Source organism: Bifidobacterium thermophilum, from assembly GCF_037482445.1.
In the GTDB taxonomy this organism is placed as follows: domain Bacteria; phylum Actinomycetota; class Actinomycetes; order Actinomycetales; family Bifidobacteriaceae; genus Bifidobacterium; species Bifidobacterium thermophilum_B.
Window position 1 is genome coordinate 61,514 of sequence record NZ_JBBHLY010000011.1, and the last position, 19,965, is coordinate 81,478.

Below are 19,965 nucleotides of genomic sequence, written 5' to 3' on the forward strand. Positions count from 1 at the left end.
GACTGGGTACGGCTACTGGGCGTAGTCATTGGACATGATTACCGGGCATTGCGCGCCCGTGATTAGCCCGTGATTAGCCCGTGACCGACCCATGATCAGCCCGCTCTACTGTCGCATCCACTCCTGATCATCGAGCTTGTCGAGCGCCCGCAACAACACATCGACGTGTCCTTTCGCCCGCACATTGTATTTCGCGACGCGGATGATGCCATCGCCGTCAATCACGAAGGTCGAACGGATTACGCCCAGACGCACTTTGCCGTACAGATTCTTCTCGCCGTACGCGCCGTAGAGACGATGCACAGTCAAATCGGGGTCCGACAGCAGCGGGAACGTCAGATGGTCGCGTTCGCGGAATCGCGCAAGCTTGTCGAGCGGATCCTTCGACACGCCGAGCACGGTGAAACCTAGTGCCGACAGGCGCGCAAGATTGTCGCGAAAATCGCAGGCTTCCGTCGTGCATCCTGGGGTCATCGCCGCTGGATAGAAATATAGGACGATGTTCTGGCATCGTAGTGCGGACAAGGTGACGGTTTCGCCGGTGTCGCTGGGAAGCGTGAAATCCGGGGCCGTCTGCCCGGCTTCGAGCCGTACTGGCGTCGGGTGCGCGTTGTCTGTCATTGTGTCTCCTTGTCATTATTGGCGGCGATCGGCCATCCAAGCGAGCGGAGCGCATCGGCCGCGTCAATGAGCGGGATTCGCTCCTGTTCGACGCGCAGATGGGTTGGGCCGTCGGACAAACCGGATTCGTCGGATTGCCCGACGGCCTCGCCACATGTGAGCAGATAGAGCTCACGCTCGCCAAAGTCAAGCGTGGGCGTCGCCTTGGGCTCGCGCGCAGTGATCGGCGTACTGGTTGAGGTGAGATTGGTACCGAACCATGAGTAGCGCTGGTAGGCTTCCAAATCCATGAATAGCGATTGGCATCGTACCCCGGTGTGCCGCACGGCGTCGAGGATTTCCAAGCCGTCGGCGTCCATATCGCCCCAATAGACGACCTGCGGACTGGAATCATCCCCGTCGTCCGGTCTTGCGGTGGTAAGCCACGGCAGTAGCAGCGCGATTGATGTCAAAATCGCCTTGCCGGCTCCCCAAACGCACAATCCGTGCGCGATGTCGGGCATGGATTGGTAGGTATCCTTATTTTCCACGATGATGACATAGCGGATATCGCGCTCGCCACCGGGCCGCCACGGCCTGGTGATCATCATTTCTGGTTCGTCCGAGTAGGCCGGGTCAAGCCAGCGCATACGTAGCTCCGGCGGGCGGTCAGACAATCCCAGCGAATCCTTGCCGCACAAGGTGCAGATGACATTGCGGCGATGCGTCTGATCAAGCCATTTCGCGCTGAACCCCGCGAGCGGGACTTGCCGTGGAGTCAACCCGGTTGCATCGTGCGTACCGAAGAACTGCGCGGCGCGAATCACCAGTGTGACATCCACATCCGATTCACTGTCCAGTATTTTCGCCACGGATGCCGCGGTGTCGCGGGAGATTGAGCACTCATCGGCCAACAGGTCGATGCGCTGGCGCGCCTTGCGGTAGTGCCGGGCGCTCGCCCGGTCTGCGATGTGCAACGCGGTCTGCTCATCCGCAACCGTGACCGTGTCGATCAACTCCACCGGCGTGACCATCAGCCGGTGCTTGTTCGTAACCGGGCAACCTTGACGTTGCGCCCATTCGCGCAACGCGTTGTTGGCCTTATGCCAGTCGGGCGCTTGGGCGGTCAGTGTGCGCTGGTCCGGCCACCTCACAGAGAAAACCAACGGCCATCGCGGTTCGGCATCATATCGACGCCGCTGTAGATATCTCGTGACGGCATCGCCGATTTCCATGGGCGCTGTTCGGGCGTTCACGCCGCGTGCGCGTATGCCGGTCATGACTGTGGCCTTCCGCTGCTTGAGGCCGTGGAATCGCCGCTGTTTGTAACATCGCTGGTTTCCGCGGTATCGTCGGCGCTCCCGGTGTCAGCCGGAATTCTGGAAGCCGCCGCGCCTGTCGGCGATTTGCCGGCTGACGGATTGCGCTGCTCGAATGGTCCGCCGTCCGCGTGCGCGCCGACCAGATCGAGTTCCTGCAGATGCGAATGGAGCCGCTCGTCTTTCAGCACCACATAGCCGCGTGTCGCCATCTCAAGGATTTCGCCGGTTTTGCTTTCCGGCGCGGATACGATGACTTGGAATCCCAGCCGTGGCAGCACCGCAAGTGCGCGCTGTGTGTACCGGCCGTCCGCCTTGATGAGCGCTTCGTCGAGGAACAGCGTGGTGTAGGTGGGGTGTCCGCTGATATCGCCGCCCAACAGGTAGATGAGCGCAGCCCCGTACACGAAGGACGTGAGCTCCTGCAAGGCGCCGCCGGATTTGCCGCCAGTCGAGGAAATGCGTTCGTCGGGGCCATCATCATGGTGCACGACCGCGTAGAAGGAGCTGCGGGCACGGGAATCGAGATCGCGGGCGCCATATTGGCGGATTCCCGCGGTATCGCGCACTTTGCCCAGCTCGCTACGCAACAGTTCAACTATCGGTTTGCAGCTGTCGAACGCCCGTTTCGCGGTGCGGCTGTCGGAAGCGCCGCCGGATGGCTGCTCTGCCTGCCAGCTGTTGAGCCGTTCGATGGTCCGGCGTAACGTGCCGTTGAAGGCCGTGCTGCGTTGTCTGATAGTGACGTCGAGGGTGAGACTGCCGTGGCGAGGCCCGAACTGCTGGTCGCGCAGCATGGAGTTGATACGGTCGAGCTGTTCACGCACTTCGCGCTGGTCATTCTCGAGGCTCATACTCAGCTCATTGAAGTCGCGTTGCATCTTGTCCACGCTGTTGGTGATTTCCTCAGGGGTTGCCGCCTTCGCCACGATTTTGGACAGGTCTCTCAACTCGTCCTCGTAATACCGGTAGTCGTCCACCGTGGGGGTGACAGTCGTGTCGTCTGCGGCCCAGCGGGCAAGATAGTCGGACATGCGCCGTTCGACGGATGCCCGTGCCTTGTTGGCTTGAGTGGCCGCCTCGCTGATGCGCTTGGTGATCGCGTTGCCTACCATGCCGAGCACCCGCTCGTCGAATCGGCGGATTCCGGGTTGCCCTGGCAGAACAGTCATATGGGCCAGTTCGCCGGCCACGGAACCGGTCGCCGCGCTGTACGCGGTGGACAGCAGTTCGGTGACGGTATCCGGTAGCGTCGGCTGTTCCGCGGTGTCGGCAATCTGCCCAGCGCGTTCAGTCAGCCACGCTTCGGCGGCGTCGACGGCCTGCTGCGTGTTGGCGGCGGCGAATCGGGCGTTCGCCTGCGAGTCCAACGCGTCCCGCAGCGCGTGCTGGAGTTGGTCGCGTCGCTCGGCGAGCTGGGCGAGTTTCGGGTCGTTGCGCAGCGTGTCGATGTCGCGCTCAAGGCGTTCCACCTTCGCTTCGGTGCCGGCTTCGTCGACTTCTGTCCAAGAAAGATCGGCGATTTGCGACGACAAGGTACGCAGTTCGTCCAGATGGCTTTGCTGGCGCTTGATGTCCTCCCCATCCAACTCGCACTGCCTGAGCTGTTCGGACAGGCGGTCGATTTGCTGTTTGAGCCCGCGCAGGTACGCTTCGTCGGCGAAACCGATGACCTGGTTGATGCCTTTGGTGCCATACGAACCACGCTGACCGGCTTTGATCTGCCCGTCCGGTTGGATTTGCCGGGTGGCGTCGGCGTCGTCGATATGTTCGACGCACAGCGCGTCAAGTCGCCGGGATGTGGTTTGCTCGCGCAGCCATCCCAAGAATGGGGAATCCTCACGGAACCGCAGTTTTCCGGACAGCCGGTCGTCGTGCTCGCCGTCCTCCCCGTGTTCCTGGGTGCCGCTTTGATAGTCGATATTGTCGATATCAATGAACTGCCAAGTGCGGCGGAACATGGTTGACGGGTCGATGGTGCTGACTTTTCGGGCGAATCCCCGCTCGTAACGGCGGTCGACCAAAATAATCTGCGCAATGGGGCCATAAGCCACGTTCATCGCGGTACGCCACCGCTCTTCGTCTTTGCGCACGTCCATCAGCTCGGCGACATAGGGAAGATCGCGCTCGCTCAGCCCGGTCGCCTGCGCAATCGCCGCGCGGTCGTCTTCCATGTCTTGCGTGATACGGGTGCGCTTGCGGCTTTGCCGTTCGAAATCGCGCTTGATCGGGTCAAGACGGTCGGTGATGCCTTTGCGGCGGACCACGCAAGCGTCCCGCTGGCGTTGGAGCTCATCGCGTTGCACGTTCGCGTCCTCAATGAAATCCTGGGCTTCCTGCCGGCGCTGTTCCCACGATGCCTCGGATTGGGGCATCGGCTCGTCCGCCCGAGCGAACGCCTGCCGGATGCGCCCGACGGTATGACGCATCCGTTCCAGCTCCTGCAGCGCCTGCTCATGCTCGTTTTCCAGATGGGTCAGGGTGTCGCCGCCGGCGCCGTGCATCATCTCGGTGACTTCGCCGAGTTCGCGTTGCACGTTTTCGACTGTCGTATCGGCTTTGCGACATTGCTCCTGCTGCCTCTCCAGCTCGCGGCGATCTTGCGGCAGCTGGTCGCGTACCGCGGACGCCAACCGGGAGAACACCCACGAGCGCAAGGTGGCCAATCCGGTGTCATCTTGCGGATCGGTGACCCGCAGATCACGCGCCTGCCTGGCCGCTTTATCGTATTCGGCGTGTTCGTCGCGGATTTCACGCAAGGCGTCCATCTGTCGGGTATTTTCTTCCATACTGCGGAAGTTCTCGGCATACCGGTCGTAATCCTCAACCGCCTCGCGCGCCTTGGTCAGGGCGTTCGGGACATCGAGCACACCTTGCTTGAAAATATCGTCAAGCCGCGAAGGCGCATCCGCCGACTGGATTTTGTACAGCAACCGGCATGCGGCGGCTTTCAAGCCCATGCGTGTCCACACGGATTCATGGAAGTTTTCCGCGTTCGAATACACCGCGCACCCCGGATACACCTTGCGCAATTGGTCTGCGGTGAATGGTGAGGACCGGTAGCCGTCCATCTTTCGCGGGTCGATTTCATGGTTCCAGGACACGTATTGGCGCCGTACGCTGCCGCGCTCGTCGCCGGGGGACAGGTACAGGAACTTCGCGCATGAGAGCATCTCGCCGCCCATACGGTTGACATAGGTGTCCACAATCGCGCCCCACACCGCACTCGGCGTGCCGTCCTCGGCCGAACCGCGCAGATAGACGGCCGTCCCGCCTTCCGCGTCATCCGCCACGGCGGTCATGCCACGCAAATATGTGTAGTCGCTGCGTTCGGAACGCCCGGAATTCGAGGCCTTGTTGAACGCCGTGCCAGCAGGGTAGAGCAGGGAATTCTGCGCGTCCACCAGCGTGGATTTGCCGGATTCGCTGGCACCCGCGAGCAAGGTAATCGGCATGTCCGGGTCCATGGACGGGCGGAACACGTGGTAGCCCTCGTAGGACCCCCAATTGACCAGTTGGCGGCTGGCAAGCATCCAGTGGTCGGCCATCAGCGCTTCGTCGGTCATCACAACCTCGTTTCTTCGCCGGTTTGGGCGGCAGTAGCGCCGGCATTCAAACCGTCAGCGGTATTCGTGTATGTCGTGTCGGCAATATCAGACGTATCGGTATTTGCGGTTACCTGGACGCCTTCTTCAGGGGTGTTCGCACTGTCAGCGGCGCTGTTCTCGCTTTCGCCAAGCCACTGTTCGGCAAGCTCGGTGGTGAGTACGGCAGGGACCAGCGGCGTGATGCGGTACATGTCATCGGTGTCTTCAACGGGGGCGAGATATCCGTAGGTCACGCACCGTGAAATCGCGATGCCGATGCGTTTCATCACGCCTTCTTCGTCGTTGCGTGCGGCCAGCCAGCCGGCGCCTGTGGTCAGCGCGGCGCGGATGTCGTCCGTGCTGATGATCCAGTCTTTGGACGATTCGCGCGAGCTCTCATAGCCGAGCACGCGAATGCGCAGCAGAGCCAGCATCGCCGCCTCCTCGCGCGTCAGCGACGCCCGGGTTTTCAAGGATCGCATCCCCAATCCGTCCGCTGTGACCGGTCTGGCGTACATCACTTGGTATCGCGGAACATCAACCAGTTCAAGCAGATCGTCGTTGAGTGAGCGGCGTACCTCGTCAACATGGTCCAACGCCGTCTCATACGCGTCACTGGTGATGAACCGGTCACGTTTCAGCGCGATGGCGACCGCGCGTGCGTCGGCGTCCATCGTGCTCGTGTCCCCGGGAAACAGCGCATGTGGATTGTCCGCAGGGTCGATATCCCCCATGGTGTCAGTGTCCCCCATGGTGTCAGTGTCCCCGCCGGCATTCGGCACACCGTCGGTCTCGCCGGAGCCGTCTTCATGGGCATCCACCATGGCATCGGCGTCGCCGTCCATGCGAGCAGTGCCCATGGCGGCCATCATGTCATCAAGTTCGTCGGTCATCGTCCCGCCCTTTCCACAAGTTCCGTGTCGCCGGATTCGCGTACATGCCGTTCGCGCTGATTCGGCCTATGCTCCTCGCCCGTCTCGCGGTCACCGCCCGTCACCAGCCGGCATCCGTCATGCGTCCTCTTCGATAATCTCATGCAACACGCCAACGTCTGCAAGTACCGGCCGTGTACGCCACGCGCGTGTCGTACCGTCCGCGGACACGCATCGCCATGTCGAGAACTGCCCGTCATCGTCCACGCGCAAGGCCCCCAGGAAACCGATCAGTTCGCTTTCGCGGCGTTCCGTATCGCTCAACTGGTTGAAGCTCGCCGCGACGTCAACCCGCCCGTCGCGCATGATCGGGTCTTGTACAATCAGCGACAGCATATGCCGCAACCGCGGTCCGCCCGCCTCGACCATCGCGCGCAAATCCACATCGGCGAACCCGGGATTGTCATCATCCTGAACCGACGACATGGCCTCCAGACTCGGCGGCGCTGCGAAAGCCATCGGGCGTGCCGGCCGTGTAGGCAGCGCAAGCAGCGTGGCGTCGCCCACATCAAACGAATACGGGCTGGGAGAAGGCATGCCGGCCTTGATTTCTTGGCTGATTGTCGCGAACAGCCGGTTGAACGTGTCCAACGCCGTGCGATACCGGGTGTCGCTGCGCTGCCGGACCAGACGGCTCACCGCTTCGTCCGAGACGCGCACCTGATGGCGGACATCCTCGATGCCTTCGTAAATCCGCTTCAATTCCGCCCGCACCTGATTGAGCAGCTGATTCGGCTCACCGTGCAGGTACGGGCTTTTTGCGATATCCTGCACCGCGTCATCGATCTGCCGCCGACCCTCGTCGGTCACAATCACCTGGAACGCGTCCTCGAAGCGCCGCCCGCTGTCAGACTCGCGCATCGAGCGGCGGTAGCGCTCATGGTACGCGGTAAGAATCTCGTCAACGCTCATTGAGTTTTCCTGCATGCGTCGGCGCAGCGCGTCGCCGTTGTCGCGTTCCTCAAGCGCGAGCTCATGCAGGTCGACCGGTACGCCGCGCAAGGTGTTGTGCACCACGGCGATGATATCCTCGACATCCTTGTCGCTCAGGGACTCCACGGATTCACCGTTGCGGAGCCGGCTGATTTCCTGCTCGCGTTCCTTGACTTCGGCCTCAAGCAGGGCGATGCGCTCGCTTGGATCGACGGTCAGACGTTTGCGGGCGTTCTCGACCTCCATGATGATGGAATTCGCCTGGGCGCCGGACAGCGCGCGGGTTGTGTCCTCAAGCTGGGACAGCGCGTCGATCGCGCGGTGGGCGCGGGCCGTCAAACGGTACAGATAATGGTGGGAAGCGGAATCATACGAGTTCGCGAGCCACGCGTAATCGTCTTCGCCTTCGCGGGTGAGTTCGACAAGCGTCTGATGGGCGCTGTCCTGCGCGGTTTCGCCGTCTTTGAACTGCCATTCGCCATCGTGTGCAAGCTCCTCGAGCGCGCCGGCGAGCCGCACCTCAAGCGTCTCTTTGGGCAGTTCGGCGGTCAACGGTTTGAAACAGGTGCGCAGTAGGGCGACATACGTCATCGCATGGTTGCGTAGCAGCAGCCGAAGCACGCCCGTTTCATAGACTGGCCGCAGCCGTTCCAGTTGCGCCCTCACGTCGCTCACGAAACTGCCTCCTTTTGCCTTTTGCGCCGTCGCTGTCGGTATTTCGCCCGGAATGTCGCGGGACGGCATACCAACACCATCTTATCGGACACGCATGAAGACTGCGGGCGTCCACAGCCGTTCCCGGGCTATGCTGGAACAGGAACCGGTTTCGGAGTGTTGCGATACCGGGCCAAGGAGAACGAAGATGACCACACAAGACCACCAGGACGATACACGACGGGCTTTGGCTGCCGGCATCGCGCATGATGTGCCGCGCAACCGGCCGCAGCCCAACGGCAACGCCGCAATGAACCACGATCTGGCCCCGGACGGCACCGAAAAACACAGTGCGAAAATCGGCATCGCCGTCATCGCGGCACTGTTGGCGAATGTGATGGTCGCGGTCGTGAAATTCGTGGTGTTCATGGTCACGCATTCGGCTTCGATGCTCTCCGAAAGCGTCCACAGCCTTGCCGATTCCGGCAACGAGCTCACGCTGATCATCGGCAATAAGCTGTCGCACCGGCCGCCGAGCCGCAAGCATCCGCTGGGCTGGTCGCGGGCACGGTATCTCGCCTCGTTCATCGTTGCAGTTTCCCTGTTCGCCATCGGTGGCGTGTATTCGGCGAGCGAATCCATCGCAAAAATCCGCGAAGTCGTGTCCGGCGGACCGCAAGCCCATGCCGTGGATGCGCACAATATGGCCATTGTGCTGGTCGTGACTTTGATTTGCATGGCGATTGAAGCGTGGAGCTTGCACAACGGCATCAAGGAAGCGAAGGAGCGCTTCGAGGAGACACACGACCCGGGTCCGTTCAGTCTCATCAAATTCTGGAAAGGCACGAAATCCAGTGATTTGGCGGTTGTGCTTGCCGAAGACACGCTGGCCGTGATTGGTCTGGCTTTCGCGTTTTTGGGGTCGCTGCTGGCGATTCTGACCGGTGATGAAATCTGGGATGCCATCGGCGGCACCAGCATCGGCATCCTACTGATTGTGGGCGCTCTGCTGCTGGGCGTGCAGGTCTCATCGCTGCTGATCGGCGAAGGCGCAAGCGACCACACGTATCGCGTGATTACGCAAGTGCTGGCGGAGAATCCCGATGTCGAACGGGTGCTCGCCGATCCCGCGGCCATGCACTTGTCCGAGAAGCGCATCCTCGTGCTGCTCAAGGTGCAGTTCCGCAACGAGACCGAGCTGGATGACGCCGCCGCAATCAACCGACTGGAGAAACAGCTGCGCGCCGCCATTCCGTATTACACGCTGGATATTGTTGTGGAGCCGGACACGTATGACCCGGTCAAGGCTGCGAAAATCGAGGATTGGGTGGACTGAGCCGGGCGGGAGTTTATGTCGTCGGTGGCTATGATTGACGAAAGTCCCGGTGCCGCGTGGGAGTTTATCGCCTTGCTGCAGATTTACCGATAAACTCCCATCGGGCTGATTTCATGGGTCGCGGAATATCAACGATGTCGTTGGGAGATCATTCCGAAATCGTCGTTTCCACCGAATTCTCCCGGGAGTTTCTTGCGATAGAGACGAATCGGTCGCAATCTCCCACAGTCGCCCCCGCCCCGCAGTCGCTCCAGCTCTCCCGCAGTCGCAAGCGGCTGAATATGGCGCCATATCAAGCTCCTGAATCCTCCCGCACCCGCATGTTTCCCCACGGTGAAAATCCGGAATGAACTTCGCCGCGGGAAGTTGGGTGAAGTGAAAGGTCAAGGTCAGGAGCCCGGGAGGGTTCCGGACGCGGGTATACGAAACCGGCCGGCGGCATCTGGGTGTCGATACGGTCGGCTGCCAAGCCGCGTTGGCTCCAAATATGAAGGAGTACCGATTATGGCTATGTTTCCGGCTTTGATGAATGACACGATGTTCTCTGATCTGTTCGACGATCCGTTCTTCGCGGGTTGGCGTGACGCGGCTGATGAAGGCCGTCAGCTTGCCGCCGCACAGTCGGGCAGCCTGATGAACACGGATGTGCGTGAGACCGATCACGGCTATGAGGTCGCGATGGATATGCCGGGCTTCAACAAGGACGACATCAACGTCGAGCTCAAGGACGGGTATCTGACCGTCTCCGCGCATCGCAATGATTCCAAGGAAGACAAGGACAAGGAAGGCAAGTGGCTGCGTCGCGAACGCTACGCCGGTACGTGCAGCCGCACCTTCTATGTCGGCGACGATATGAAGGAATCCGATATCCACGCCTCGTACAAGGACGGCACGCTGCATCTGCAGATGCCGAAGCAGGAGGCCAAGTCGCAGGTCGAGCAGGCTCATCGCATCGCGATTGAGGGCTGACGGCCGGTGCACGTTGGTTGACGCTATGTGCGGTACGCGTTCGCCGGTCGCGTGAATCAATGGCGATTGTGCACGATGGCGAGTGTTCACGTCGCCCGCTGCTACGTTGCCTACGCTGACTGATGGCGGGTGGCGACACATAGCCTAGACCTGATGATGGGGACGGAGGTTTCGAGCCTCCGCCCCCATCATTGTTATTGCGGGTTTTCTGGGTTAATACTGATTTGATATTGCGGTACGTGGGATGCCGCTAGGAGCGGCGACCGGCTTCAAGTGGCGTCGCCGCTTCCACCGATTTGTTAGGCATGCTCCAGATATGTCCCAGATATGTCCCAGACACGCCGTCTATCGAACGCGTCTACTCACCAGTCGAAACTCGCGCGCCCATGCTGGTCGAGCCAATGCAGAATCACGCCCTCGCGCAAAGCCCACGGGCAGATTTCCACCTCGTCGACGTCAAGCGCTTTCATCGCTTCGTCCGCAGCGACCGCGCCGCCGACAATCTGCAAGGTGCGTTCCGGTGTAATTCCAGGAAGCGCGACACGCTGGTCGGGGTCGATCGCCGCCAGTCGCGGAATCCAATCCTCCAGTTGCGAACGCTTCAGATGCCACGATTCCGCGTTACCGACGGTTTTCACTTTTGTGCCGGCAAGGCGGGCGAGGGAGCGGAACGTCTTGGATGTGGCGACCACATGGTTCGGCCGCGTGGTATCGGTAAACGCTTTGGCCAGCGGGTCGACAATCTGGGCGACTTTGCGGTGCACGCGTTCAAGATTCTTCGCGTCGCTCGTGCCGTCAGGCAGGAACTCGTGGGTGATGCGCCCGGCGCCCGCCGGCACGCTGATGGCGATATCTGGGTCTTCGTTCCCGCCGCCCGCCGCCTCGAGCGAGCCGCCGCCGATATCGAGCACGAGCAGTCGCCCCGCATCCCAGCCGTACCAGCGTCGTGCCGCAAGGAATGTGAGCCTGGCCTCGTCGGCGCCGGACAGCACGGTGACGTCCATGCCGATATGGTGTTTGATTTCGGTGAGGATCTTGGGGCCGTTAGGTGCCTCGCGTATCGCGGATGTCGCGATTGGCACGATGGTGGTGACATCCGATTTCCGCGCGAGTTTCATGCATTCATCTACTGCGTCGAGAATCGCCGTGACGCCGGATTTGCGGATGGAACCGTCGTCTTTGAGGTATTGCATAAGCCTGACGACTACGCGGGTCTGTGCTTCCGGCTCCGGGCGCGCGCCTGGAGCGGCTTTGACGATAAGCATGTGGATGGTGTTCGACCCGATATCGAGAACGCCGAGCCGGACATGCCGTTTCCGTTCGGTGGACGCTGATTCCTTGGCGGCTTTGGAGCTTTCGCTGGACTTGTTGGACGCTGATTTCTTCGCAGTCTTGTTTGACATGATTACCTTGTCTGATGTGTATCGCGCATCGCACGGTTCCTGTAGGCGATTCCCGCAAACGGTTTGTGCCGACGGTTTCCGTGAGCTGTGCATCGTTCGCGCCTGCGGCTGACAGACACGAGCGGCCGTGTTGCCGGCCGCCATCACATCCCCTTTATTTGACAGTGTACATGCGGGTGCTGTCGTTTGGACGGTGTAAGGCCGTTTGATGACCGGGTATTGGTCGCGGCTCTAACCGGGGTCTTGCGTGTTCGCTTTTCTGATGCTTACGATGGCTGTACTGCAGCGGTTCATCGTTTGGAAAGCGGCGGATGCCTCGAGTCCCGGCGGTGTTTGCTTGCTGCGGGCGGCGGTCGATTGGTGATCGAATCGAATGAACAACAGAAAGGAGCCTGCTGAAATGTCTCGACCGATGATGCGTTCCATTGAAGGAATCAGCCAAATGTGTCGCATGGCGGGTTCCTGTTTACTGACGATGGCCGGGAATAAGGCCGTCCGCTGACATTGCGGCGGTGGGCGAAATCGTGGAATAGCGGCGATTGGCTGCTGTTGATATTCAGGTTGTTGCCTGCTGTGGCGGCTTGGCGCTCTCGGCTTGACGTTCGTCGGAGCGCGTGAAAATCCGGGGAGTCTGAGCGATGGCTGGGGCAATCCGAAGGAAAGCGACGAATTCATTGATGGCGAATCTGCCGATGGCGGTGTTCGCGACGAAGAGGTGATGATAGTGGAATATCAGGAATATGAAGGACATGGTGTGGCAAGCGGACAGTCGGCGGCAGACACGATGGTGACATGGGAACGCCGGATTTGGGAGCGGCGGCTGCAAGCGAATGCGGATTGGCAGCGGCGTCAGCGCGGTCGGCGCGTGCGTGCGAGCCGTCAGCCTAGTGTTGCGAGCGGATATCTGCCTGCGGTGTGATCGACGTGTCGCATGGCGGATAGATAGGCCGGTGTGATTGCCTGGTTGGCTGGCTATCTGCCTGCGGTGTGACTGGGAGGTCGCACCGCGGCGAGGTTGGGTGGCGGGACGGAGGAATCTGCCAGGTATCTGCCTGCGGTGTGACTGGGAGGTCGCACCGCGGCGAGGTTGGGTGGCGGGACGGAGGAATCTGCCAGGTATCTGCCTGCGGTGCGACTGAGTGGTTGCACCGCGGTCGGGTTGAGTGACATGGCCGGGGGATTTGCGGTGTATTTGTCTGCGGTGTGACCGCTGGATTGCATGGCGGGCAGATAGACCGGCGGGACAGGAGGATTCGTCGGGTATCTGCCTGTCATGTCATCTGGCCATCGCATGGCGGCCGGGTTACACGTTGTGGTGGCTGGGCGAGTCGGGGTATCCGTTAGCGGTGTGATTGCTGAGTCGCACGGCAGACAAATAGACCGGCAGAGCAGGGGAATCTGTCGGTCTATCTGTCCGCGGTGCGACTGCTCACGTACATGGCAGACAGATACCGAGGCAGCAAGTACCCGTCGCCCTGGCCGTCGTCCCAGCTGCCGCCCGGCCGCCTGCCGACCCTACTGCCTCCGCCGGTGTGCGGCGATGGCACCCAACAGGCCCGCTGCCGCAACCCCAATCGCCCCCGCGACTTTCGGCCGGCGCAGCTGATTGCGCACGGTCGCGGCATCGGCGGCGCCATAATCGCCAAGGAACACCCGCAGCTTGTCGTGCACGGCACCGCCACCAAGCTCACCCCATGTAATCATGCGCGTGTGGTAGGCGGCGGGATCATCTTCACGGAAAGTCAGCAGCCGCACCCCGCGCAAATCAGCATCGGGACCATAGCTGGCGAATCCGCAGGTCGGTGCGTAACCCAAATCAAGCCCGCCTGCGTGCCCGACGTACGCGTTCTTGTGGTCGTGCCCGGCGAACAGCGCGAAATACCCGCCCGCGCGTCTCATCGCGGCGACTTCGCCGACATTGATATCCGCGCAGTTCACCGATTCACCAAGCATGGAACCCGGTCGGCACACCGTCTCATCGAGCAGGAAGCACCGCCCGGAGAATGCCCGCGTCCCCTCGACGGCGTTCATGGTCCACCACGGCACTTCGCGTAGGCAATCGTAGAACTCCTGTGTCGGAATGTGCTGGAGGGCAATGGCGGGAACAGGCATGCCATCACCGTTTCGCGCGCTCAACTCGTATTCGGCATCGGCCAGCCAGTCAATCGCAGCGGCGGACGGTACGCCATACCCGTCGGAATCCACAAGATCGAGCCCGCGTCCTTGCACAACCGGATGCGCCCCGGAACTGACCGGGCCGGTGGACGGCACTGCCCGCGAGGCGTCCCCATCAAGCGCGTAATCGCCGGAATTGACCATCATCACACCCATCGCGATGCGCTCGCCGCCACTCGAGAGCACCGGAAGCGCGAACGTGCCGGGCTCTAACGCGAGCGGGCCGCTGCCGGCGACCGGGTTGAGACATCCGTCGATTTCGCGGTACAGGTCGTCCTGCTCGTCCACGTCGATGCCGCACTGGAAATCATGGTTGCCGTAGGTGGCGGCGAATGGCACGCCATGGGCCACAATCGGCCCGAGGAACTGCGAGAATGTTGACCTCACGTTCTGCCGTGTGTGCTCCATAAGCGTGTCCTCATCCGGCGCCGGTAAGGCATTGCTACGGCACAGCTCCCGCTGCGATGGCACGTGTTCGATAGCGGCTTCCAGACGGCTGACGACGCGCACATGGTCGCCCGGCCTGTCGCCGCGGCGCGAGATGAACGTGTCGATGTATGCGGGGTCGTACCCGCGGATCTGATCACCGGTGAGCACGACCAGATCAGGGTCAGCCTCCCGCACGGCGTCGCCGATTAGCTGCAAGGTGTCCTCGCTGACGTGCGGGCCGTCCTGGATGTCGGAGACTTGAAGGATGCGGAACGTGCCGTCATCACGGAATCGAAGCGTCATGCATCCCACTCTACGGCGGTATCTCGGGGCGAAAACGCGTCGCGCGCGGAATATCCCGATTGTTCATCTGCGGTACACGCGGCGTTCCCATGAACGTGACACCGCCCGGATACCCTGCAATGGCCGACACGCAGGAGGTGGGTGTGCAATGCAGGATTGTCCCCGACGTTTCATGGTCATATCCCGAAACCTGCCGATGGAATATGGATACCTCCCGGTAGGATGAAACCGTCCGTGTTACGCGGAGGTAAACGCGCAGCACGGCGCCCATCGACGCGGTACACCGCGCACGAAACGATGCCGTGGTTTGCGGCACAACCAAGATAAGGAGGAGTGATGGGTCAGGATCAATCATCAGTATTTGATCTCGCGGCAGTCGCCGCAGCGTCCAACGGAGGGAATAACGACCCGCTGCTGCCTCCGGCGCGATTCATCGGCGGCCCGCAGAAGCCGAGCAATATGCCCTACAACAAGTACGTCGCCTACGACAAGCAGGTGCCGTTCGAGTTCCCTGAACGCACGTGGCCGAACAAGAAGCTGCGCCGCGCCCCGCGCTGGTGCTCCGTCGATTTGCGCGACGGCAACCAGGCGCTGGTAAACCCGATGGATTCCGAGCGTAAGCTGCGTTTCTGGAACCTGCTGGTGTCCATGGGCTTCAAGGAGATTGAGGTCGGCTTCCCGAGTGCTTCGGAAACCGACTACGATTTCATCCGCATGCTGATCGAGCGCGAGCTCATTCCTGACGACGTGACCATCATCGTGCTCACCCAGGCGCGCGAGCACCTGATTCGCAAGACGTACGAATGCCTGCGCGGCGCCAAGCGCGCGGTCGTGCACTTCTACAATTCCGTCTCCGTGCTGCAGCGCGAGGTCGTCTTCCGCAAGGACAAGGAAGGCATCAAGAAGCTCGCCACGGACGCCGCCACGCTGTGCAAGCAGCTCGAGGGCGAAGCCAAGGGCACGGACCTTTACTACGAATATTCCCCGGAATCCTTCACCGGCACCGAGCCGGATTACGCGGTTGAGGTGTGCAACGCGGTGATTGACGTCATCAAGCCGACACCGGACCATCGCATGATCATCAACCTGCCGGCGACGGTCGAAATGACCACGCCGAACGTGTTCGCGGACGAGGTTGAGTACGTGTCGAATCACCTCAAGGATCGCGAATCCGTCGTGCTGTCCCTGCATCCGCACAACGACGAGGGCATGGGTGTGGCCGCCACCGAGCTGGCCGTGCTCGCCGGCGCCGACCGCGTGGAAGGCTGCCTGCTAGGCAATGGCGAGCGTACCGGCAATGTGGATCTGGTCACGCTCGGGCTCAACATGCTCACCCAGGGTATCGATCCGCAGATTGATTACTCCAACGTGCCGGAAATCCGCAAGACCGTTGAATACTGCAACCAGCTGAAGATTTCCGAGCGTCACCCGTACGCGGGCAACTTCGTGTTCACCGCATTCTCCGGATCTCATCAGGACGCCATCAAGAAGGGCCTGGAAGCTCGTCAGGTGGCGGCTGAGCGTGCCGGTGCCGACCTTGACAAGTTCGTGTGGCTGGTGCCGTACCTGCCGATTGACCCGAAGGACATTGGCCGCAGCTACGAGGCGATCATCCGCGTCAACTCCCAGTCCGGCAAGGGCGGCATGGCTTACCTGCTCAAGACGAACCACAATCTTGATCTGCCCAAGCGTTTGCAGATCGAGTTCGAGAAGGTCGTGCAGGCCTACGCGGACGAAACCAAGCGCGAAGTCAAGGACGAGGACATCTGGCGTCTGTTCAAGGACGAGTACCTGCCGGTTGAGGATTCCGGCGCTACCGCCGCGGGTGCGGTTGTTGGCGACCACGGCGACGATACCCTGAAGCAGTGGGGTCGTCTCAAGCTGCTCAACGTGTCCGTTTCTTCTGGCGAGGACGGTTCCGACACGGTGATCAAGGTGAAGATGCTCGACCGTGGCACCGATCTCGCGAACAGCGGCGATGACCAGATTCGCGAGCTGACCGGTACCGGCAATGGCCCGATTGACGCGTTCATCAACGTCATCGGCACGCTTGGTATCAAGGTGTCCGTCAAGGATTATGTCGAGCATACGATGACCGCAAGCGCCGATGCTATGGCTGCTTCCTATGTGGAGTGCCAGATCAGCGATGAGGGCGACAACAGCCAGGTCATCTGGGGTGTCGGCATCGATTCCTCGATTATCACGAGCTCGCTCAAGGCGATTATCTCCGCGATCAATCGCTCCGAGCGCTGAGCTTGAGTTCAGCAGCCTGAGCTGATTCGCCGGGACGCGTATCGGCTCGGAAGCTTCGGGCCCGGTCACTGTGTTTTATGGTGGCCGGGCCCGTTGTTATCTGGATTGCGCTTGCGCTGTGCCGAACGGGTTGTGCCGTGCCGTGCCGGACGGCTGACGGCTGACGGCGGACGGCTCCACCTTCCCCTCTTAAACAAACTGGCTACGCTGAGAAGCCGCTCAGCGTAGCCAGTTTGTATAAAAGAGAGACGGTTCTTGTCTCAGCAACGATGGGAGAAGTCACTGCCCGGTTGCTGTGCCGTTGCCGCCGGTAGTGCTGTCTCCACCAGTACCATCCGTTCCCGTTCCCGTGCCGCCAGTGCCGGTATTCGAACCGTCGCCGCCTGTCCCAGCGCCGGAACCGCCAGAGGTCGTATCGCCGGTGTTCCCCTCATCGGTGGAACCGGTCGAAGGCGCGGTGCCCGTGGTCGCCGATGCAGAGGGGGACGGGCTGCTCGAACTGGATGAGCCCGAATAGGGGCGGCGTGTGGCGGTGCCGCCCGTTCCCCATGTCCCGTCCGGCCCGCCGACCTTGCCGTCGTCGGTGGCGGTCGGGAACGCAGTGTCCTCGGTGCCCTTAAGCGCCTGCTTCATGAATTCGGTGAACAGATGCACCGGATACTCCGAATGCGTGTACCCGTTGAAATCGGGGATTTCTTGCGGATTTCCGTTCTCATTCGGGTACCACATGGCCCAGGTGCTGATCAATTGCGGCGTATACCCGACGAAGGAGGCCGCGTACGCATCGTTTGCGGTACCGGTCTTGCCGGCGATGGTGTGTCCGATGGATCGTGCTTCCTTGCCCGTGCCGTATTGCACGGTGCCTTCCATCGCTTTGATGACCAAAGCGCAGTCGTTCTCCTCGAACACGCGCTCATCGCCGGTTTTCGCGGAGTACAGCTCCTTGTTGTCGGAGCTGAGGACTTTGGACACGCAATGCAATGTGTGCTTGACCCCGCCGGTGGCGATGGTCGCGTGGGCTTGCGTGAGTTCCTTGACGGTCACCGAGTTGATGCCGAGCACGTTGTACGGCGAGGTTTCGTCGATATCGCTCGTGATACCCGCGGAATGCGCGATTTCCGCGGTTTTCTGCGGTGTGAGCTTCTCATTGAGATTCATGAACGCCGTGTTGATGGAGTAGGCGGTCGCCTTGTACAGGTTCACATATCCGTAGCTGACGTTGCCGGAGTTGGCCACCGAACTGACCAGACCTTTGAAGGTTTGCGGCGAGTTGCCGTTGAACATGGTGTTGAAACTGACGCCGGCCTGTGCGGCTCCGAGCAGAGCGAAGGGTTTCATCGTCGAACCCGGCTCATAGGTGGCCTGCGTGGCGTTATTGAGTTGGTGGGTCAGATAATCGGTGCCGCCGTAAATCGATTTGATGCTGCCGTCGCGCGGGTCCGCCGCCAGTGCGCCGATCTGCATCCCGTCGGGCATGCCGGACGCCCGGTTGTCTCCTACGGATTGCATTTCGTTCTGCAAGGTTTGATCGAAAGTCGTCACAATCTTGTATCCGCCGGTTTCCAGCTCATCCTTGGTGAATGCCTTGGAATTGACCAGCTCCTGTTCGACCATGGTCAGCAGGTAGCCTTTGAACCCTTGATAGGTGTTTTCCGTGGTTTGGGCGACGGTTTGCGGCATGGCGGCCTCCGCGGCCTGCGCCGAAGTGATGTATCCGTCCGCCTTCATGATGCGGATCACGCGGTTGAATCGCGAGGTCGCCTGTTTGGGGCTGATCGCCGGGTCCCAAGTGCTCGGCGCGGGGATGATGCCGGCGAGCATCGCGGCTTCGGACACGGTCAGATCTTTCGCGTCCTTGTTGAAGTATGCTTTCGCTGCGGCCTGGATGCCGTACGCGCCGCGTCCGAGGTAAATCGTGTTCATATAGTTGCACAGCACGGTGTCCTTGGACTGGGTCTGTGCGATTTTGATAGCGAGGATTGCCTCGCGCAACTTGCCTTTGTATGTGGTCGTTTCGCCCAAATAATACCGTTCCGCATATTGCTGGGTGATGGTCGACCCACCCTGCCGCGACCCGGTGCGCAGATTGGTGATCAGGGCTCGGGTGATACCGCGCAAATCAATGCCTTTGTCTTGATAGAAGGTGCGGTTCTCCGAGGCGACGATGGCTTGCCCAACGTATTTCGGCAGCGTCGAGCAGTCGATGATTTCGCGGTTCTGAGCGGCGTAGCTGCCGATTGGCGTGGTGCCGTCGGAATAGTAGACGGTGGTTTTCGCGGCCATGGCGACTTTTTCGGGCTGCGGGATTTCTGTGGTCACATACAAGTACGCGAATGCGCCCACAGCGACCGCGATGAATGTGAGGATTAAGCCGAGCGACCATTTGAGAATCAGATGGCGGCCTTTGACGCGTGTTTTCGGGCCTTTGCCCTCGGCGCGGTGGGTTCCCGGCCCGCTGTGGCGTGTTGCCGCGACTCGGCGCGATGATGCAGCGGATGAGGAACGGCTGTTGCGCTGGCTGTGCGAGCCGTGTGCGCGATGGGAACCGTGTTGGGAGGCGCGTGTGCCGCTCGAGCTGTGTGATGCCGAGTTTGAAGCCCGTTGTGAGCTGTTGGAATCGTATGCGTCGCTCCCGGCGCTGCGCGTGGATGATGCGCTGCGCGCGCTGCGTGGGCGTGATGAAGCACTACGTTTCTGTGAAGCCATGGTTGCAACCGTAGCCGGAGCACCTGAAAAACCGCTCCTTGTGACCGGAACTCTTACAAACTTGAGACTCGCCGGCGATGTTTGCCGGTTGGGGAAGAGCGCGTATCGCTTGCGTTGGTGTCTTGCCGATGATTATTGGTTCAGGCCGGGGCGCGGACGGATGAACCGGGACGAGACCAAAGCTGTGTGCAAGCCGCCGCTACCCGCGCCCGCATCCATGCCGTCCAGGCCCTCCAAAAACCATCAACAAGCGCAGATTTGTCTGTACAAGGCAGGCAGGTGGAGCATGTCCACCCCGATTGGCGATGTTTCTTCCTGATTTCGTGTGTGATTCTCCAAACGAAACGGTATGCTTGAAGTTTGGAA

At 61.1% G+C, this 19,965-nt stretch carries 13 protein-coding genes; 5 read left to right on the forward strand and 8 right to left on the reverse strand.

Features of this window, described 5'->3' with window-relative positions:
• Positions 1-105: 105 nt before the first annotated feature.
• From bcp to WD012_RS06875, 5 genes are all read right to left on the reverse strand, one after another.
• Positions 106-621, reverse strand: coding sequence for a thioredoxin-dependent thiol peroxidase (bcp, locus tag WD012_RS06855; protein WP_339563019.1), 516 nt, complete (start codon positions 619-621; stop codon positions 106-108).
• Positions 618-1,880 (reverse strand): Wadjet anti-phage system protein JetD domain-containing protein, encoded by a 1,263-nt coding sequence (locus WD012_RS06860; protein ID WP_339563020.1) that lies wholly within the window; start codon positions 1,878-1,880, stop codon positions 618-620. The genes bcp and WD012_RS06860 overlap by 4 nt, the downstream gene beginning before the upstream one ends.
• Positions 1,877-5,485, reverse strand: coding sequence for an ATP-binding protein (locus WD012_RS06865; protein WP_339563021.1), 3,609 nt, complete (start codon positions 5,483-5,485; stop codon positions 1,877-1,879). The genes WD012_RS06860 and WD012_RS06865 overlap by 4 nt, the downstream gene beginning before the upstream one ends.
• Entirely contained in the window at positions 5,485-6,399 is a 915-nt protein-coding gene (locus WD012_RS06870; protein ID WP_339563022.1) for a DUF4194 domain-containing protein, read from the reverse strand. Before WD012_RS06870 ends, WD012_RS06865 begins: the two co-directional genes overlap by 1 nt.
• Before the next feature lie 117 nt (positions 6,400-6,516).
• Complete coding sequence (locus WD012_RS06875; protein WP_339563023.1) at positions 6,517-8,046, reverse strand: DUF3375 family protein; 1,530 nt, start codon at positions 8,044-8,046, stop codon at positions 6,517-6,519.
• 187 nt (positions 8,047-8,233) lie between these two features.
• On the opposite strand from WD012_RS06875, the gene WD012_RS06880 reads away from it, so the two are divergent.
• Both WD012_RS06880 and WD012_RS06885 read left to right on the forward strand, forming a co-directional pair.
• On the forward strand, positions 8,234-9,361 hold the full coding sequence (locus WD012_RS06880) for a cation diffusion facilitator family transporter (RefSeq protein ID WP_339563024.1): 1,128 nt from the start codon (positions 8,234-8,236) through the stop codon (positions 9,359-9,361).
• A gap of 504 nt (positions 9,362-9,865) precedes the next feature.
• Entirely contained in the window at positions 9,866-10,330 is a 465-nt protein-coding gene (locus WD012_RS06885; RefSeq protein WP_339563025.1) for an Hsp20/alpha crystallin family protein, read from the forward strand.
• Between the two features lie 362 nt (positions 10,331-10,692).
• On the opposite strand, the gene WD012_RS06890 is transcribed toward WD012_RS06885, so the two are convergent.
• Positions 10,693-11,733: a Ppx/GppA phosphatase family protein gene (locus WD012_RS06890; RefSeq protein ID WP_479686356.1), complete on the reverse strand. Its 1,041-nt coding sequence runs from the start codon at positions 11,731-11,733 to the stop codon at positions 10,693-10,695.
• A 595-nt stretch (positions 11,734-12,328) separates the two neighbouring features.
• Between WD012_RS06890 and WD012_RS06895 the strand changes: the two genes are divergently transcribed.
• Entirely contained in the window at positions 12,329-12,652 is a 324-nt protein-coding gene (locus WD012_RS06895; RefSeq protein ID WP_339563026.1) for a hypothetical protein, read from the forward strand.
• 596 nt (positions 12,653-13,248) lie between these two features.
• Here WD012_RS06895 and WD012_RS06900 read toward each other — a convergent pair.
• Positions 13,249-14,640 carry a metallophosphoesterase family protein gene (locus WD012_RS06900; RefSeq protein ID WP_339563027.1) on the reverse strand — a complete coding sequence of 464 codons (1,392 nt, stop codon included), beginning with the start codon at positions 14,638-14,640 and terminating at the stop codon, positions 13,249-13,251.
• A 336-nt stretch (positions 14,641-14,976) separates the two neighbouring features.
• On the opposite strand from WD012_RS06900, the gene leuA reads away from it, so the two are divergent.
• Complete coding sequence (leuA, locus tag WD012_RS06905; protein ID WP_339563028.1) at positions 14,977-16,893, forward strand: 2-isopropylmalate synthase; 1,917 nt, start codon at positions 14,977-14,979, stop codon at positions 16,891-16,893.
• A 279-nt stretch (positions 16,894-17,172) separates the two neighbouring features.
• Here leuA and WD012_RS06910 read toward each other — a convergent pair whose 3' ends face one another.
• The gene (locus WD012_RS06910) at positions 17,173-19,176 is read right to left on the reverse strand and encodes a transglycosylase domain-containing protein (protein ID WP_479686357.1); all 2,004 of its coding nucleotides are present in this window, start codon (positions 19,174-19,176) and stop codon (positions 17,173-17,175) included.
• Between the two features lie 280 nt (positions 19,177-19,456).
• Between WD012_RS06910 and WD012_RS06915 the strand changes: the two genes are divergently transcribed.
• A complete protein-coding gene (locus WD012_RS06915; RefSeq protein WP_339563030.1) occupies positions 19,457-19,918 on the forward strand; it encodes a hypothetical protein in 462 nt (153 codons plus the stop codon).
• The last annotated feature ends 47 nt before the right edge of the window (positions 19,919-19,965 follow it).

Coding starts and splice junctions, on each gene's coding strand:
- leuA (WP_339563028.1), top strand. CDS start 14,977: ATGGGTCAGGATCAATCATCAGTATTTGATCTCGCGGCAGTCGCCGCA.
- WD012_RS06900 (WP_339563027.1), bottom strand. CDS start 14,640: ATGACGCTTCGATTCCGTGATGACGGCACGTTCCGCATCCTTCAAGTC.
- WD012_RS06870 (WP_339563022.1), bottom strand. CDS start 6,399: ATGACCGACGAACTTGATGACATGATGGCCGCCATGGGCACTGCTCGC.
- WD012_RS06860 (WP_339563020.1), bottom strand. CDS start 1,880: ATGACCGGCATACGCGCACGCGGCGTGAACGCCCGAACAGCGCCCATG.
- WD012_RS06890 (WP_479686356.1), bottom strand. CDS start 11,733: ATGTCAAACAAGACTGCGAAGAAATCAGCGTCCAACAAGTCCAGCGAA.
- WD012_RS06880 (WP_339563024.1), top strand. CDS start 8,234: ATGACCACACAAGACCACCAGGACGATACACGACGGGCTTTGGCTGCC.
- bcp (WP_339563019.1), bottom strand. CDS start 621: ATGACAGACAACGCGCACCCGACGCCAGTACGGCTCGAAGCCGGGCAG.
- WD012_RS06910 (WP_479686357.1), bottom strand. CDS start 19,176: ATGGCCGCGAAAACCACCGTCTACTATTCCGACGGCACCACGCCAATC.
- WD012_RS06865 (WP_339563021.1), bottom strand. CDS start 5,485: ATGACCGACGAAGCGCTGATGGCCGACCACTGGATGCTTGCCAGCCGC.
- WD012_RS06885 (WP_339563025.1), top strand. CDS start 9,866: ATGGCTATGTTTCCGGCTTTGATGAATGACACGATGTTCTCTGATCTG.